Below are 14,663 nucleotides of genomic sequence, written 5' to 3' on the forward strand. Positions count from 1 at the left end.
AACCCAGACTGCCGTGTCGCGCGGGACCGTTACCCCGCCATTGTGTCGTGCGCGTCCTCCGCTGCCGAGGCGCGCTCCCCCTTCCCTCCGTGAGCGGCCCCGCAGGGGCAGGCCGGATGGGGTCTCAGCCGCTCCGCCCGCCACTCCAGGAACGGCAGCGACGCCTCCCAGCGGGTGCCCGTGCTGGCCGGCAGGTCCCCGTCCAGAAAGGCGAGGGCGTGCGCGGCGGCCAGCCCCGCCACCGCGGTGGCCAGCCCCAGGTCGCAGGCCGGCAGCGGATGCGGGGCGCCGGAGCGCCACTGGGCGAGCAGCCGGGGCCGGACCGGCTCACGGTCCGTCCGCTCCTCCTGGAGACAGCGGGCGCAGGCCGTGCCGCCCGGCAGCACGAGCGGGCCGACCGTCCCCGTCGCCTCGACGACCCCGGCGTACAGATGGGGGGTGCCGGTGGAGATCCACGGCTCGGCCGGGAGGGGATCGGGGACGTAGGCGCCGAGCCCGTCCCGGGGCGTCACCACCACGAGTGAAAGCCCGACCCCACCGCTTCCTTCACCCGCGGCACCGTTTCCCGCGCCGGCCCCACCGCTCGCTTCACCCGCGCCACCGTTTCCCGAGCCGGGCCGACCGTTCCTTCCGCGCGGCCCGCCCCGTGACCACTGGCCGACCAGGCGTCGGGCGGCCGTCGCCCGGCGCTCGCCGACGGCCTCGGCCGGCAGGCCGCCCGGTGCCGTCTCCCAGGGTTCGACCCGGCCGGAGTCCAGCACCTCGACCCGGCCCACGCCCGCCGCGGCGAGCAGGGCCGCCACCGTCGCCCCCACCCGCCCCGCGCCCCGGACCTGGACGCGCAGGGCCCGGCGGGCCCTCAGGACCCCCGCCGCCCGCTCCGGCTCGGGATGGACCACGGACAGGGAGGCCAGGTCGGCCCGGAGCGGATCGAGGGCCCTGCCCGCCGCTCCGGAGGCCGGTCCCGCCCTCCCGGGCCGCCCCGTCGTGGAATCCGTGAGCAGCCCGGCCGACTCCAGATGCCCGAGGAGCACCTCCAGGCGTCCGTCCGGCAGACCGAGCGTCCGCGCCTCGGCCCGCAGCAGCTCGACCCCGCGCGTCCCGTCGAGCAGCCCGAGTACCGCCTCCGTCTCCGGACCGACCGGGTCGAGCACCACGGCGTGGGCCGGAGTGACCCCGAACTGGACGCACCGCAGACTCCGCCAGGCCCGCCGCAGCGCCGGTTTCACCATCGGATGCATTTCCCGCCCCCGTCCGCCCTACGTCATGATCCACATGCCGCGATCCAGACACCGCGATCCGGACGCCGTGATCCGCATTCATGATCGACAACGGCTTTTCCGTCGTCCACGAGTGAGAATGCCCAGAAGCTCCGACCGGTGCAGAAAGTTGTCCACAGGCCGGGGGATTAGTCATTCAAATGGGGCGCGGTCCGGCCGGACCGTTCCCGGAACCGCCCGGGCAACGGGTAACGTCGTGGCCGTGCCCGCCGACCCACGACGCAGCGTGACCAGCAAGCAGCCCCACGACGCCGGGACGAGCGCGGTCGAGGTACGCAGGAGCGCGCGGCGGAGCAGGACCGTTTCGGCCTACCGCGAGGGCGACCGGACCGTCGTGCTCATCCCCGCCCGCATGTCGGAGGCGGAGGAGCGGCGCTGGGTCGGCGTCATGCTGGACAAGCTCGCCGCCAAGGAGAACCGGGGCGTCCTCGGCGACCGCGAACTCGCCGAACGGGCCCGACGCCTCTCCGACCAGTACTTCGACGGCCGGGCCCGCCCCGCCTCGGTCCGCTGGGTGACCAACCAGAACACCCGCTGGGGCTCCTGCACCCCCTCCGAGGGCAGCATCCGCCTCTCCCACCGGCTCCGGGGCATGCCCGAGTACGTCGTCGACTACGTCCTCCTGCACGAGCTGGCCCATCTGCTCGTCCCCGGCCACGGCCCCCGCTTCTGGCGGCTCCTGGAGTCCTACCCCCGCACCGAACGGGCCCGGGGCTACCTGGAGGGAGTGGCCGCCGCCGAACGCCTCCCGAACCTTTCGAACCGCCCGGACCGCCCGGACCGTCCGGACGACCCGGACTGCCCGAGCGATCCGGACGCTCGCGAGGAGTGACGGCGCCGCCACGCCACGGGGCGCGGATTTCCCGATTCCGTACCGAAAACGACCTGGCCTGTCTCAATGTCGTACGCAGCGGTTAGCCTGGCGCGAGCATTCGCCATTCGGGATGGGGGACGGTCGTTACGCATGGCCAGGGAATTCCAACGCGGCCACAAGGCCAAGATCAGTGATCTGACCGCGGGGACCGATCTGTACGTGGGCGTGCAGATCGCGGCGCCCGGACTGACTTTCGACATCAGTTGCTTCGGCCTCGACGCCGACGAGCGGCTCTCGGACGACCGCTACTTCGTCTTCTTCAACCAGCCGAAGTCGCCCGAGGAGTCCATCCAGCTCCTCGGCGCCCAGGCCGGTGACACCGAGTCCTTCCGCGTCACCCTCGACCGCGTCCCCGCGCACATCCACAAGCTGTCCTTCACCGCCACGATCGACGGCGACGGCCAGATGTCCCAGATCGGCCCCGGCCACCTGCGGATCGTGGCGGGCGGCGAGGAGGTCGCCCGGTACGCGTTCACCGGCGCGGAGTTCTCCACCGAGCGCGCGGTGATGCTCGGCGACTTCTACCTCAAGGACGTCTGGCGGTTCGCCGCCGTCGGCCAGGGCTTCGACGGAGGCCTGGAGGCGCTCCTGCGGAACTTCGGCGGCGAGGTCGCCGAGGAGGAGCCCGCCGCCCCGCAGCAGCAGGCGGCCGCCCCCGGCTTCGCCCCGCCGCCCCAGGCCGCGGCGCCCCCGGCCTTCGGCGCCCCCGCCGCCCCGGCTCCGGCCCCGGCGCCCGCGTTCGGCGCCCCGGCGGCCCCGCCCGCCCCGGCCCCCGCGCCCGTCCCCCCGGCCCCGCCGGTCCACACGGCGCCCACGATGGTCGCGCCCATGGCCCCGGCCCCCGTGCCCCCGCCGGCCCCGGCCCCCGCGCCGTACGGATACCCCCAGCCGCCCCAGCACGGGCAGGTGCCGGGCCAGTACCCCGGCCAGGGCCAGCCGCCGCAGTCCCCGCCGTACGGCCAGACTCCGCCTCCGTACGGGCAGACGCCCCCCTACGGGCAGACCCCGCCCCCGTACGGCCAGCAGCACGCGGGCGTGCCCCAGGGCGTCCCCGCCGCCGGCGCGGGCCTCGCCGCCGCGCTCGCGCCGTACAAGGAGACCGCCACCGGCTCCCGCTGGACCCCGCAGAACCAGCAGCTCATGCGGGTCGACCTCGCCATGGGCGGCACGCCCGTCCTGGCCCGGCAGGGCTCCATGGTCATGTACCAGGGCAAGGTCGACTTCGGCTACAAGGGCGCGGGCTTCGCCGGCCGGATCGTCGGCAACGCCACCGGCCAGGAGATGCAGCTGATGCGCTGCACCGGCCGCGGCCAGGTCTTCCTCGCCGAGGAGGGCGCCCAGCTGCACCCGATCGAGCTCCAGGGCGACGGCATCTGCGTCTCCGCCGAGAACGTCCTCGCGTTCGACGAGACCCTCCAGTACGAGGTCCGCCGCATCGAGGGCCACGGCATCCCCGGCGGCGCCCTGTTCACCATGCAGTTCCAGGGCAGCGGCACGGTCGTCGTAAAGACCCGCGGCATCCCCGTGGTCCTCCCGGTCACACCCACGACCTTCGCCGACTGCAACGCCGTCGTCGCCTGGTCGTCCGCGTCCCAGGTCGTCCTCTCCAGCCAGGTGCGCCTGCGCCGCAACGCCTACCCGGGCCACAGCGGAGAGACCGTGAACCTGCAGTTCCGGGGCGCCCCCGGCAACTTCGTCGTCGTCCAGCCCTACGAGGTCTGAGGGAGCCCGAAGCCATGAACCAGCAACTCGCGGGCTACGCCCCGACCCCCGTCGCGGCCCGGATGGAGAACCACGGCAGCACCATGCTCAAGGTCGCCATGGCGACCGGCCAGGACCTTTACGCCCGGACCGGCTCGATGGTCGCCTACGAGGGCTTCATCACCTACGAGCCCAACCCGCCCGCCGTCCGTCAGTACGCACAGCAGTGGGTCACGGGCGAGGGCGCGCCGATCATGAAGTGCTCCGGCGACGGACTGCTCTACCTCGCCGACTACGGCGCCGACGTCGTCGTGATCAACCTCGACAACGACTCCCTGTCGGTCAACGGCACCAACCTCCTCGCCTTCGACGCCCACCTCCAGTGGGGCGTCGAGCGGGTCAAGGGCCTCGCCAAGTTCGCCGGCCAGGGCCTGTTCAACGTGACGATCTCCGGCACCGGCTGGGTCGCGCTGACCTCGCGCGGCACCCCGATCGTCGTCGACTGCGGCCGCGGCGAGGACGAGACGTACGTCGACCCCGACGCGCTCGTCGCCTGGTCGCCCGCGCTCAAGGTCAAGGGCAAGCGCAGCTTCAAGGCCTCCTCCCTCATCGGACGGGGCAGCGGCGAGGCGTACCAGATGGCCTTCTCGGGCCAGGGCATCGTCGTCGTACAGCCGAGCGAGGACAGCACCGACCGCCTGCGGGTCCGGGGCTGAGGGGGAGCGAGAACACACCATGCAGAGCCCGCTTTTCAACCACGCCGAACAGCAGAGCCAGGAGCGGTACGTCATCCAGAACCCGCAGCTCCTGCGGGTCAGCCTGACCGGGCAGGACGACGTCCTCGCCCGCAAGGGCGCCATGGTCGCCTACCAGGGGCTCATCGACTTCGACGGTGAGTACCAGACGGCGAACCAGCGCAGGGCCCGCGCCCGCACCGGTGAGGGCCTCGACCTGATGCGCTGCTCCGGGCAGGGCACGGTCTACTTCGCCAACCTCGCCCAGCACGTCCACGTCGTGGAGGTCGAGCAGGAGGGCCTCACCGTCGACAGCGCCTACGTCCTGGCGCTCGACTCGACCCTCCACACCGAGGTCATCGCCGTCGACAGCCAGTACGGCATCTCCGGCTCCGGCAAGTACCAGCTCAACATCTCCGGCCGCGGCAAGGTCGCCCTGATGACCTCGGGGCAGCCGCTGATGATGCAGGTCACGCCCGACAAGTACGTCAGCGTCGACGCGGACGCGATCGTCGCCTGGTCCACCGGACTGCGCGTCCAGATGCAGGCGCAGACGCACAACTCCAGCGTCCGCCGCCGACGCGGCGACACCGGCGAGGGCTGGGAGCTCAGCTTCCTCGGACAGGGCTTCGCCCTCGTCCAGCCCAGCGAGGTCATGCCCCCGCAGCACGCGGCCGTCGGCCAGGGCATCGCCGCCCAGTACGGCGCCGGACAGCACGGCGCCCACGGCCAGAACCAGACCAACGCCTGGAACTAGGCAGGGGTACGGAGAAGGGGGCGGGCGCCACGACCGGCGCCCGCCCCCTTCCGCCGTCCTCACAGCCGCGCCAGCGTGCCCTCCAGGAGGCGGACCACCGAGGTGTCCGCCACGCCCGCCACGTCCTCGTACGCGAACCAGCGCAGGTCGAGCGACTCCTCGCTGATCCGCTCCACCGCCTCGGCCGGTGCCAGGGCCGCGTACTGCACGTCCAGGTGCCAGTGGCAGGGCGCCGGGATCGGATGCCGGTCGAGCCGCACCGGGCCGCCCGGCAGCAGCACGAGCCCCGGGATCCCGGACTCCTCCGTCGCCTCCCGCAGCGCGGCGGCCTCGACCGTCGCGTCGCCCGGCTCGCAGTGGCCGCCCATCTGCAACCACATGCCCAGCTTCTTGTGCAGGGTCAGCAGGACCCTGCCCCGCACGGGGTCGACCACCAGCGCGCTGGACGTCAGGTGTCCGGCCGAGCAGGGCTTGTACATGCCGTCCGGGTGCGCGTCCAGGTGGTCCAGATAGACCTGCCGCAGCTCCTCCTGGCCCCCGTACTCCTTCAGTACGAGGACCGCGTCGTCGTGCAGGGTCACTCCTTGCCGTCCCCGCCGCCGGCCCCGCCCTTGTTCCCGTCCTCGTCCCCGTCCTTCGGGGCGCCGCCCTTCGCCGCCTCGCCGAGCATCTTGTCCAGCTCGGAGAAGTCGAGGTGCTCGCGGTGCACGAAGCCGTCCGGGTCGTCCAGGTCGGTCGCCGTCGGCAGCATGTCCGGGTGCTCCCACAGACCGTCCCGGCCGTCGACCCCGCGCGCGTCGGTGAGCGAGGCCCACAGGCGCGCCGCGTCCCGCAGCCGCCGCGGACGCAGTTCGAGACCGATCAGGGTCGCGAAGGTCTGCTCGGCGGGGCCGCCCGAGGCCCGGCGCCGGCGCAGCGTCTCGCGCAGCGCGTCCGCCGAGGTCAGACGCGACTTGGCGGCCTCGTGGACCACCGCGTCCACCCAGCCCTCGACCAGCGCGAGCGCCGTCTCCAGACGGGCCAGGGCCGCCTTCTGCTCCGGGGTGTCCTCCGGCTGGAACATGCCCTGCTGGAGCGCCTCCTGAAGCTGCTCGGGGTGCGTCGGGTCGAGCTGGCCCACCGCCTCCTCCAGCTTCGAGGTGTCGACCTTGATCCCGCGCGCGTACCCCTCGACCGCGCCGAACAGGTGCGCCCGCAGCCACGGCACGTGCGCGAAGAGGCGCTGGTGGGCCGCCTCGCGCAGCGCCAGGTAGAGCCGCACCTCGTCCGAGGGCACGCCCAGGTCCTTGCCGAAGGCCTCGATGTTCAGCGGCAGCAGCGCGGCGCGCCCGGCCGGGCCCAGCGGCAGGCCGACGTCGGTCGAGCCGACGACCTCACCGGCGAGCGCGCCCACGGCCTGCCCGATCTGCTGGCCGAACATGGCGCCGCCCATGGAGCGCATCATGCCGATCAGCGGGCCCGCCATGGCCTGCATCTCCTCCGGCAGGACGTCGCCCATCGCCGTGCCGACCCGCTCGGCGACCGGGTCCACGAGCTGCTGCCACGCCGGCAGCGTCGCCTCGACCCACTCGGCGCGGCTCCACGCCACGGCGACGTTCGCACCCGAGGGCAGCGAGGTCGCCTGGTCCAGCCACAGGTCGGCCAGGCGCAGGGCCTCCTGGACCGCGGACTTCTCGGCCGGGCCCACGCTGGCGTCCTTGGTGCCGTCGGACGTGCCCTGGGCGACCACCTGGCGCGCGATCTGCTTGGCCATGTCCCAGTTCACGGGACCGCCCTCGTAGCTCAGCATCTGCCCGAGCTGCTGGAAGGCCGCGCCCAGGTCGTTGGGGTTCAGCGAACCGAACATCGCCGCGAACGGATTGTCCGCGCCTCCCGGGCCGCCCGGCCCGCCCATGCCCGGCAGTGCGCCGAAACCGAACGGGTTCGCCCCGAACGGGTTGCCGCCCTGGCCACCGGACCCCTGGCCACCTCCGGCGGGGTCCTTCTTCTTGCCCTCGTCGCCGTCCTCCGGCTCCTCCGGCGGAAGGCCGAATCCGAATGGGGTGTCACTCACAGGTTTCCTCGGCTCGTAGGGCCGCCGGCCTCCTGCCGACGGCGACTGCCCGACCAGAGCCTGCCCACGACAGGCTCCGCACACCACCAGCGTAGACATCCGGGCCGGAAACGGGCTCGGTGCTCCGCCGGGGCGTGCCCTGCGGCAGGATGGACGCCACCTGGTCCGTACGCCGTGCGGCATACGTACTGAAGACAACCGCTGGAGACGCCCGGTGAGTTCCCCAGATCCACAGGTTCGCGGAGCGCGAAACCACTCGGCCCGGTCCACCGCGCGCGGCCCCGTCGTCGCGGTCACCGGCGCCGCTTCCGGCATCGGTGACCTGCTGACCAGGCGCCTCGCCGCCTCCGAGGAGGTCAAGCGGGTCGTCGCCATCGACGAGCGCCGGGGCGAGGTCCCCGAGGCGCAGTGGCACGTCCTCGACGTGCGCGATCCGGCCATCGCCGAGAAGCTGCGCGGCGCCGACGTCGTCGTGCACCTCGCCGTCGACCTCGACCTGGAGACCGACCCCGCGGCCCGGACGGCCTACAACGTGCGCGGCACGCAGACCGTCCTGACCGCCGCCGCGGCCGCCGGCGTCCACCGGGTGGTGCTCTGCACCTCCGCGATGGTCTACGGCGCCCTGCCCGACAACGACATCCCGCTCTCCGAGGACGCCGAGCTGAAGGCCACGGCGGAGGCCACCGGCGTCGGCGACCTGCTGGAGATCGAGCGCCTGGGCCGCCGGGCGCCCCGCGCGCACCCCGGCCTCCACGTCACCGTGGTCCGCCCGGCCGTCCTCGTCGGCGGTACGGACACGGCGCTGACCCGCTACTTCGAGTCGCCCCGGCTGCTCGTCGTCGCCGGATCCCGGCCCACCTGGCAGTTCTGCCACGTCGAGGACCTGGTGAGCGCCCTGGAGTACGCGGCCCTGGGGAAGGTCGACGGGGAGTTCGCGGTCGGCTGCGAGGGCTGGCTGGAGCAGGAGGAGGTCGAGGAGCTCTCCGGGATCCGGCGCATGGAGCTGCCCTCCGCCGTCGCCCTCGGCACGGCTGCCCGCCTCCACCGGATCGGCCTCACCCCGTCCCCGGCGGGCGACCTCGCGTACACCATGCACCCCTGGGTGGTGAGCGTCGGACGCCTGCACGACGCCGGCTGGCGGCCGAAGTGGACGAACGAGGAGGTCCTCGCCGCGCTCCTGGAGGAGGTCGAGGGCCGCCACACGGTCGCCGGGCGCCGCCTGGGCCGCAAGGACGCGACGGCGGCCGGCGCGGCCGGCGCGACGGTGGCGCTGCTCGGCACGGCGGCGCTCGTACGGCAGATGCGGAAGCGGCGCGGGATCTGACCCCTTTCGTCCCCGCCGTGCGGCCGACTGTAGGACCCTCCTACGGAGGGTCCGGAGCGCCGGTCGAAACCTCTCTTCCGGGTTGTCGGCGGCGTACGGCACGATGGGGACATGGCACTGACGTTTGACCACCCCGGCGAGCGGGCCGCGGCCGACCCCATCAAGCTCCTCGCGATCCGGGAGACCCCGCTCTCCGTCGACGAGGTCTTCCGGGCGGTCGGGGACGACGCCTCCGGCGGCACGACCCTCTTCGTCGGCACCGTGCGCAACCACGACGGCGGCGCGGACGTCGACGCGCTCGGCTACTCCTGCCACCCCACGGCCGGGGCGGAGCTGCGCCGCGTCGCCGAGAAGGTCGTCGCGAACCACCCGGTCCGCGCCCTGGCCGCCGTCCACCGCGTGGGCGACCTGGCGGTCGGCGACATCGCGGTCGTCGTGGCCGTCTCCTGCCCCCACCGCGCGGAGGCCTTCCAGGCCTGCCGCATGCTGATCGACGACCTCAAGCACGAAGTACCCATTTGGAAGCACCAGAGCTTCTCGGACGGAACCGAGGAGTGGGTCGGTGCCTGCTAGGGAGGGCGGGGAGGCAAGGCGACGCGCCGACACGGCGTAGCCGAACGCCCGATTTGCGTAACCGACCCCCGCGCGCGAGCGTTGACGGCACGGATGAAACAGTCTGCTGATCAACTCACTGGGGATGGGAGGTCGGAATGGCGGCGCTGGCCTGGTTGCTGATTCCGCTTTTCGCAGTCGTCGGCGCGGCGATATGGGGAAGCTGGGCTTCGAGGAACAAGACCATAGGCGACGTGGCCGAACTCGCCGGCTACGCCCGCTTCCGCGACGCGATGGAACGCGCCCATCCCACACGCGCCGAATCCGCGCTCGCCGAACCCGCTCCCCACGAGCGCGAACCGGCCGCCGCGGCCACCGCCGTCACCCCGTCCTCCTCCGGCTGACACGGCTGTCACGGGCCGCCTCGTACGGACCCGCCCCGGGGGTGCGCCCACAGGCGAGTCCCGTACTGTCGTTCCATGCCACGCCGCACCGCGACGATGCTCGCCTCCACCCTGGTCCTGATCTGCCTGCTCATCGCCGGCGTTCTGATCCCGGTGCCGTACGCGGAGATGAGCCCCGGACCGACGGTCAACACCCTCGGTGAGGCCAGGGGGGAGCCCGTGCTCCAGATCTCCGGGCGCAAGACGTACCCGACCGACGGCCACCTCAACATGACGACGGTCCGCGTCACCAGCGCGGACTACAGGATGAACGCCGTCGAGGCCGTCTACGGATGGCTCGCCCACGACAACGTGGTGGTGCCGCACGACACGCTCTACCCGGACGGCAAGACCGAGGAGCAGTCGAGCCAGGAGAACGCCGAGGAGTTCAGCCAGTCCCAGGAGAGCGCCAAGGTCGCGGCCCTCGGCGAGCTGGGCGTCCCGGTGGTCTCCCGGGTCGTCGTCGGCACGGTGGTCAAGGGCGCCCCCGCCGAGGGCAAGCTGCACGCCGGGGACGTCATCAAGGCCGTCGACGGAGTGCCGATCACCGAGCAGAGCGCCGTCGCCGCGCAGGTGACGAAGCGGAAGCCCGGCCAGAAGGTCGAGTTCACGATCGTCCCCGCCAAGGAGGCGGCCGCCGCCGAGAAGGCGGGCAAGGAGCCGACCGTCACGCGGAAGGTGGTCATCACGACCACCACCTCCGAGGAGGGCGACCGGGCCGTCGTCGGCATCCAGGCCGGCACCGACCACGTCTTCCCGTTCACGATCGACATCAAGCTGGCCGACGTCGGCGGCCCCAGCGCCGGGCTGATGTTCGCGCTCGGCATCGTCGACAAGCTCACCCCGGACAGCCTCACGGGCGGCCGGTTCATCGCCGGCACCGGCACCATCGACGACAAGGGCGAGGTCGGCCCGATCGGCGGCATCGAGATGAAGCTGGTCGGCGCGCGCGACGCGGGCGCGGAGTACTTCCTCACCCCGGCCGACAACTGCGCCGCGGCGGCCTCCGACACCCCCGACGGCCTCACCCTCGTCAAGGTGGACACCATCGACGACGCCACGAAGTCCCTGGAGAAGCTCCGCAAGGGCGACACGGCGTCCCTGCCGCGCTGCGCGAAGGGCTGAGACCACGCGGAAGCCGAGGGGGCGCCCGACCGGACCGGTCGGGCGCCCCCTCGGCTTCCGCGTGGGTCCTCAGCTCTCGAAGGTGGCCGCGAGCGCCTCGGCGAGGCCCGGCACCAGGTCCGGTCCGGTCAGGACCTCCGTCGGCGAGTCCTTCTCGCGCAGCCGGATCGCCGCCTCGCGCGCCCCGCCCCGCAGCACCGCCACGGTCATCCGGACCTCCTGGCGGTCGGGGTGCCCGGCCACCCACTTGGCGAGCTGCTTCTCGCTCAGCCCCTGCGGCACCTGGGCCTCCGCCGACGGGGGCAGCATGAGCCGCTCCACCGTCATGGCGCAGCCGGTGACGGCGTCGGGCCAGGCGATCGTGCCGAGGAACTCGTCGAGCGGCTTCCCGCGCGGCAGCTTGTCCTGCTCGATCGGGGTGTAGGAGGCGGCCTCGTCGCCCAGGCCGAGCTGGGAGGCGAGCTTGGGTTCCCGGGCGCGCAGCCGGGCGGTGTCGACCAGGGCGAACAGGCGGGCGGGCTGGTCCCAGCCGAGACCCGACGCGTACTCGTCGATCTCGAGAACCGCGCGGGTGAGGGGGCTCGCGGCCATCGCCGGGCCGGAGGGGGAAACGTTGGACATGACCAATATCCTGCCTCCTCTTTCCCCGAAGCCGGGAACTAGGTAAAGCCTCGGTAAGTTGCATCAGTGGGCCCTACGATCGCGGGGCCTGCTTTCGGACCCACCAGCAGCATCGACACGCATCGACACCGAGACGCATCAACATCGAGGGGCGCACGTTGGCTTTCCAGATGCCGGACCGCGGCGGAGGCCCGTCAGGGCCAAGGATGAGAGTCGGCCGGCCGTCCCGGCGGGCCCGTACCCTGCTCATGACACTCGGGGTACTGGCCGTCCTGGCCATGGCGTTCGTGATGTTCGCCGGGTTCTGGACGGACTGGCTCTGGTACCGCTCGGTCCACTACTCCTCCGTGTTCACCACCACCCTGTGGACCAAGATCGGCCTCTTCGCGGTCTTCGGCCTCCTGATGGGGCTCGCCGTCGGCCTCAACATCTGGCTGGCGTACCGGCTGCGGCCGCCGCTCAGCGCGATGTCGCTCGAGCAGCAGAGCCTCGACCGGTACCGGATGGGCCTCGCCCCCTTCAAGAAGTGGGTGCTGCTCGCGGTCACGGCCCTGGTGGCCCTGATCGCCGGCGCCTCCGCCTCCGGCCAGTGGCGCACCTGGCTGATGTGGGTCAACGGCGTGAAGTTCGGCCAGAAGGACCCGCAGTTCGGGCTCGACGTGGCGTTCTACGCCTTCGACCTGCCCTGGTACCGCTTCCTCCTCGCGTTCGGCTTCGCCGCCGCCGTCATCTCGCTGATCGCCGCCGCGCTCACGCACTACCTGTACGGCGGACTGCGGATCACCAGCCCGGGCGCCCGCGCCACCGCCGCGGCCACGGGCCACCTCTCGGTGCTGCTCGGCGTCTTCGTGTCGCTGAAGGCCGTGGCGTACTGGCTCGACCGGTACGGCCTGGCCGTGAAGTCCAGCGACTTCAAGGCCACCGGCAACTGGACGGGCCTGCGGTACGTCGACGCCAACGCCTACCTGCCGGCGAAGACCATCCTCTTCTGCATCGCCGCGATCTGCGCCGTGCTGTTCTTCGCGACGCTCTGGCGCCGCACCTGGCAGCTGCCGGTGATCGGCTTCGGCCTGATGGTGCTCTCCGCGGTCCTGATCGGCGGCCTGTACCCGGCGATCGTGCAGAAGTTCCAGGTCCAGCCGAACGAGCAGGCCAAGGAAGCGCCGTACATCCAGAAGAACATCGACGCGACCCGCAAGGCGTACGCGATCGACGGGACGAAGCCGGAGAACTACTCGGGCAAGTCGACGGTCAAGGCCAAGGACAGGCTGCGGGCCGACGCCGACACGGCGGCGAGCTACCGCCTCCTCGACCCGAACATCGTCTCGCCCACGTTCCAGCAGCTGGAGCAGAAGCGGAAGTACTACCAGTTCCCGACCACCCTGGACGTGGACCGCTACCAGGGCAAGGACACCGTCATCGGTCTCCGCGAGCTCAACATCCGCGGCATCCCGAAGCGGAACTGGATCAACGACCACTTCACCTACACCCACGGCTACGGCGCGATCATGGCCGCGGGCACGCAGACGGACGCCAACGGCTCCCCGGTCTTCACCGAGTCCGGCCTGCCGACCACCGGTCAGCTCCCGAAGTACGAGCAGCGGATCTACTACGGCGAGAAGACCGACCAGTACTCGATCGTGGGCGGGCCCCAGCGGGAGCTCGACTACGAGGAGAACGGCGAGAAGACCACCAGCTACAAGGAGAAGAGCGGCGTCAGCCTCTCCAGCACCTTCAACCGCGCCGCGTACGCGGTGGCCTTCAGCGAGCCGCAGATCCTCTACTCGGGGGCCATCGGCGACGGTTCGCGGATCCTCTACAACCGCACGCCCAAGGACCGCGTCGAGGCGGTCGCGCCCTGGCTGACCATCGACGGCGACGCCTACCCGGCGGTCGTCGACGGCCGGATCCAGTGGATCATCGACGCGTACACGACGACCAACGGCTACCCGTACGCCTCGCGCACCACGCTCGGCGACACCACGGCCGACTCGCTGACCGTCGGCAACCAGCAGCGCACGGTCGTCGCCCAGCAGAACCAGGTCAACTACATCCGCAACTCGGTGAAGGCCACCGTCGACGCCTACGACGGCACGGTGAAGCTCTACCAGTGGGACACCGGGGACCCGGTCCTCAAGACCTGGATGAAGGCCTTCCCGGACACGGTCAAGGCGAAGTCCGAGATCGAGCCCGACCTCCTGGAGCACCTGCGCTACCCGCAGGACATGTTCAAGGTCCAGCGCGAGCTGCTGACCCGCTACCACGTCACCGACCCGGCCCAGTTCTACAGCGGCTCGGACGCCTGGCAGGTGCCGGACGACCCGACCAACAAGGAGGGCAACGCGGTCCCGCCGTACTACCTGAGCATGAAGATGCCCGGGGACACGGAGCAGCGCTTCTCGCTGACGACGACGTTCACGCCGAACGGGCGGCCCAACCTGGGCGGCTTCATGGCGGTCGACGCCGACGCCACCAGCGAGGAGTACGGCCGGCTGAGGCTGCTGAGGGTCACCCAGGACGTGCCGGGCCCGGCCCAGGTGCAGAGCAAGCTCAACGGCCTGCCGTCCGTGGCCCAGTTCGTCCGGGACATGAGGGGCGCCGACTCCGACATCCAGTACGGCAACCTGCTGACCGTGCCGCTCGACGGCGGGTTCCTGTACGTGGAGCCGGTGTACGCCCAGGGACGGAACGCGCTCTACCCGCTCCTGAAGAAGGTCGCGGTCTCGTACGTGGACGCGGACCAGCCCGAGGGCGACACGACCAAGGACACCACGGTGTTCGAGGACAACCTCACCAAGGCGCTCAACGCGGTCTTCGGGGTGGACGCGCCGACGCAGCCGACGCCGGAGCAGCCGGGCACCACGCCTCCGCCGCCGACGTCGAACGACGAGGCGCTGAAGCAGGCGATCGCCGACGCCCAGAAGGCGTACGACGCGGGCGAGGCGGCCCTGCAGAAGGGCGACTGGACCGCGTACGGCAAGGCGCAGGAGGACCTCCAGGCGGCCCTCGTGAAGGCCGCCGACGCCGGGGCGAAGCTCAAGACCCCGGGAGCAGGCGGTTGACCTGAGGTTTTCCACCTCCGCGTCGTGATACTGTTACGTCACCGACGCGGGGTGGAGCAGCTCGGTAGCTCGCTGGGCTCATAACCCAGAGGTCGCAGGTTCAAATCCTGTCCCCGCTACTCTGTGGCAAACGAGGG

General features: G+C 71.9%; 13 protein-coding genes and 1 tRNA gene. 10 read left to right on the top strand and 4 right to left on the bottom strand.

The genetic code is table 11. The annotated features are described in order from the left end of the window. Window positions 1-29 precede the first annotated feature (29 nt). Window positions 30-1,241, bottom strand: a complete 1,212-nt coding sequence (locus ACFY7E_RS04020; protein WP_389480465.1) for a TOMM precursor leader peptide-binding protein — start codon at window positions 1,239-1,241, stop codon at window positions 30-32. A gap of 241 nt (window positions 1,242-1,482) precedes the next feature. On the opposite strand from ACFY7E_RS04020, the gene ACFY7E_RS04025 reads away from it, so the two are divergent. The 4 genes from ACFY7E_RS04025 (at window position 1,483) to ACFY7E_RS04040 (ending at window position 5,346) form a co-directional block, all read left to right on the top strand. Then, entirely contained in the window at window positions 1,483-2,112 is a 630-nt protein-coding gene (locus tag ACFY7E_RS04025; RefSeq protein WP_389480468.1) for a M48 family metallopeptidase, read from the top strand. 132 nt (window positions 2,113-2,244) lie between these two features. Further along, window positions 2,245-3,876 carry a TerD family protein gene (locus tag ACFY7E_RS04030; RefSeq protein ID WP_389480470.1) on the top strand — a complete coding sequence of 544 codons (1,632 nt, stop codon included), beginning with the start codon at window positions 2,245-2,247 and terminating at the stop codon, window positions 3,874-3,876. 14 nt (window positions 3,877-3,890) lie between these two features. After that, complete coding sequence (locus ACFY7E_RS04035; RefSeq protein WP_389480472.1) at window positions 3,891-4,571, top strand: AIM24 family protein; 681 nt, start codon at window positions 3,891-3,893, stop codon at window positions 4,569-4,571. Between the two features lie 19 nt (window positions 4,572-4,590). After that, window positions 4,591-5,346 carry an AIM24 family protein gene (locus ACFY7E_RS04040; RefSeq protein ID WP_389480474.1) on the top strand — a complete coding sequence of 252 codons (756 nt, stop codon included), beginning with the start codon at window positions 4,591-4,593 and terminating at the stop codon, window positions 5,344-5,346. Window positions 5,347-5,405: 59 nt separating this feature from the next. Here the strand turns inward: ACFY7E_RS04040 and ACFY7E_RS04045 are convergent, their stop codons facing one another. Both ACFY7E_RS04045 and ACFY7E_RS04050 read right to left on the bottom strand, forming a co-directional pair. Next, window positions 5,406-5,927, bottom strand: coding sequence for an NUDIX hydrolase (locus ACFY7E_RS04045; protein WP_389480476.1), 522 nt, complete (start codon window positions 5,925-5,927; stop codon window positions 5,406-5,408). Further along, entirely contained in the window at window positions 5,924-7,399 is a 1,476-nt protein-coding gene (locus ACFY7E_RS04050) for a zinc-dependent metalloprotease (RefSeq protein WP_389480479.1), read from the bottom strand. Before ACFY7E_RS04050 ends, ACFY7E_RS04045 begins: the two co-directional genes overlap by 4 nt. 214 nt (window positions 7,400-7,613) lie before the next feature. Here ACFY7E_RS04050 and ACFY7E_RS04055 point away from each other — a divergent pair, with 214 nt between their 5' ends. The 4 genes from ACFY7E_RS04055 (at window position 7,614) to ACFY7E_RS04070 (ending at window position 10,843) form a co-directional block, all read left to right on the top strand. Then, entirely contained in the window at window positions 7,614-8,723 is a 1,110-nt protein-coding gene (locus ACFY7E_RS04055) for an SDR family oxidoreductase (RefSeq protein ID WP_389480481.1), read from the top strand. A 111-nt stretch (window positions 8,724-8,834) separates the two neighbouring features. Next, complete coding sequence (locus ACFY7E_RS04060; protein WP_389480483.1) at window positions 8,835-9,296, top strand: molybdenum cofactor biosynthesis protein MoaE; 462 nt, start codon at window positions 8,835-8,837, stop codon at window positions 9,294-9,296. Between the two features lie 233 nt (window positions 9,297-9,529). Continuing rightward, on the top strand, window positions 9,530-9,679 hold the full coding sequence (locus tag ACFY7E_RS04065; protein ID WP_389481071.1) for a hypothetical protein: 150 nt from the start codon (window positions 9,530-9,532) through the stop codon (window positions 9,677-9,679). A 75-nt stretch (window positions 9,680-9,754) separates the two neighbouring features. Next, window positions 9,755-10,843, top strand: coding sequence for a PDZ domain-containing protein (locus ACFY7E_RS04070; RefSeq protein ID WP_389480485.1), 1,089 nt, complete (start codon window positions 9,755-9,757; stop codon window positions 10,841-10,843). Window positions 10,844-10,912: 69 nt separating this feature from the next. Here ACFY7E_RS04070 and ACFY7E_RS04075 read toward each other — a convergent pair whose 3' ends face one another. Beyond that, window positions 10,913-11,464: a PPA1309 family protein gene (locus tag ACFY7E_RS04075; RefSeq protein WP_389480487.1), complete on the bottom strand. Its 552-nt coding sequence runs from the start codon at window positions 11,462-11,464 to the stop codon at window positions 10,913-10,915. 170 nt (window positions 11,465-11,634) lie between these two features. Between ACFY7E_RS04075 and ACFY7E_RS04080 the strand changes: the two genes are divergently transcribed. Further along, on the top strand, window positions 11,635-14,526 hold the full coding sequence (locus ACFY7E_RS04080) for a UPF0182 family protein (RefSeq protein ID WP_389481037.1): 2,892 nt from the start codon (window positions 11,635-11,637) through the stop codon (window positions 14,524-14,526). A 45-nt stretch (window positions 14,527-14,571) separates the two neighbouring features. After that, window positions 14,572-14,645 (top strand) — tRNA-Met (locus ACFY7E_RS04085). Window positions 14,646-14,663 lie beyond the last annotated feature (18 nt).

It is taken from the genome of Streptomyces sp. NPDC012825 (assembly GCF_042900925.1).
Classification (GTDB): Bacteria; Actinomycetota; Actinomycetes; order Streptomycetales; family Streptomycetaceae; genus Streptomyces.

Bases quoted from the DNA above. Each gene is read 5' to 3' on its own strand.
- ACFY7E_RS04070 (WP_389480485.1), top strand. From the start codon at position 9,755: ATGCCACGCCGCACCGCGACGATGCTCGCCTCCACCCTGGTCCTGATC.
- ACFY7E_RS04060 (WP_389480483.1), top strand. From the start codon at position 8,835: ATGGCACTGACGTTTGACCACCCCGGCGAGCGGGCCGCGGCCGACCCC.
- ACFY7E_RS04075 (WP_389480487.1), bottom strand. From the start codon at position 11,464: ATGTCCAACGTTTCCCCCTCCGGCCCGGCGATGGCCGCGAGCCCCCTC.
- ACFY7E_RS04040 (WP_389480474.1), top strand. From the start codon at position 4,591: ATGCAGAGCCCGCTTTTCAACCACGCCGAACAGCAGAGCCAGGAGCGG.
- ACFY7E_RS04080 (WP_389481037.1), top strand. From the start codon at position 11,635: ATGCCGGACCGCGGCGGAGGCCCGTCAGGGCCAAGGATGAGAGTCGGC.
- ACFY7E_RS04035 (WP_389480472.1), top strand. From the start codon at position 3,891: ATGAACCAGCAACTCGCGGGCTACGCCCCGACCCCCGTCGCGGCCCGG.
- ACFY7E_RS04020 (WP_389480465.1), bottom strand. From the start codon at position 1,241: ATGCATCCGATGGTGAAACCGGCGCTGCGGCGGGCCTGGCGGAGTCTG.
- ACFY7E_RS04030 (WP_389480470.1), top strand. From the start codon at position 2,245: ATGGCCAGGGAATTCCAACGCGGCCACAAGGCCAAGATCAGTGATCTG.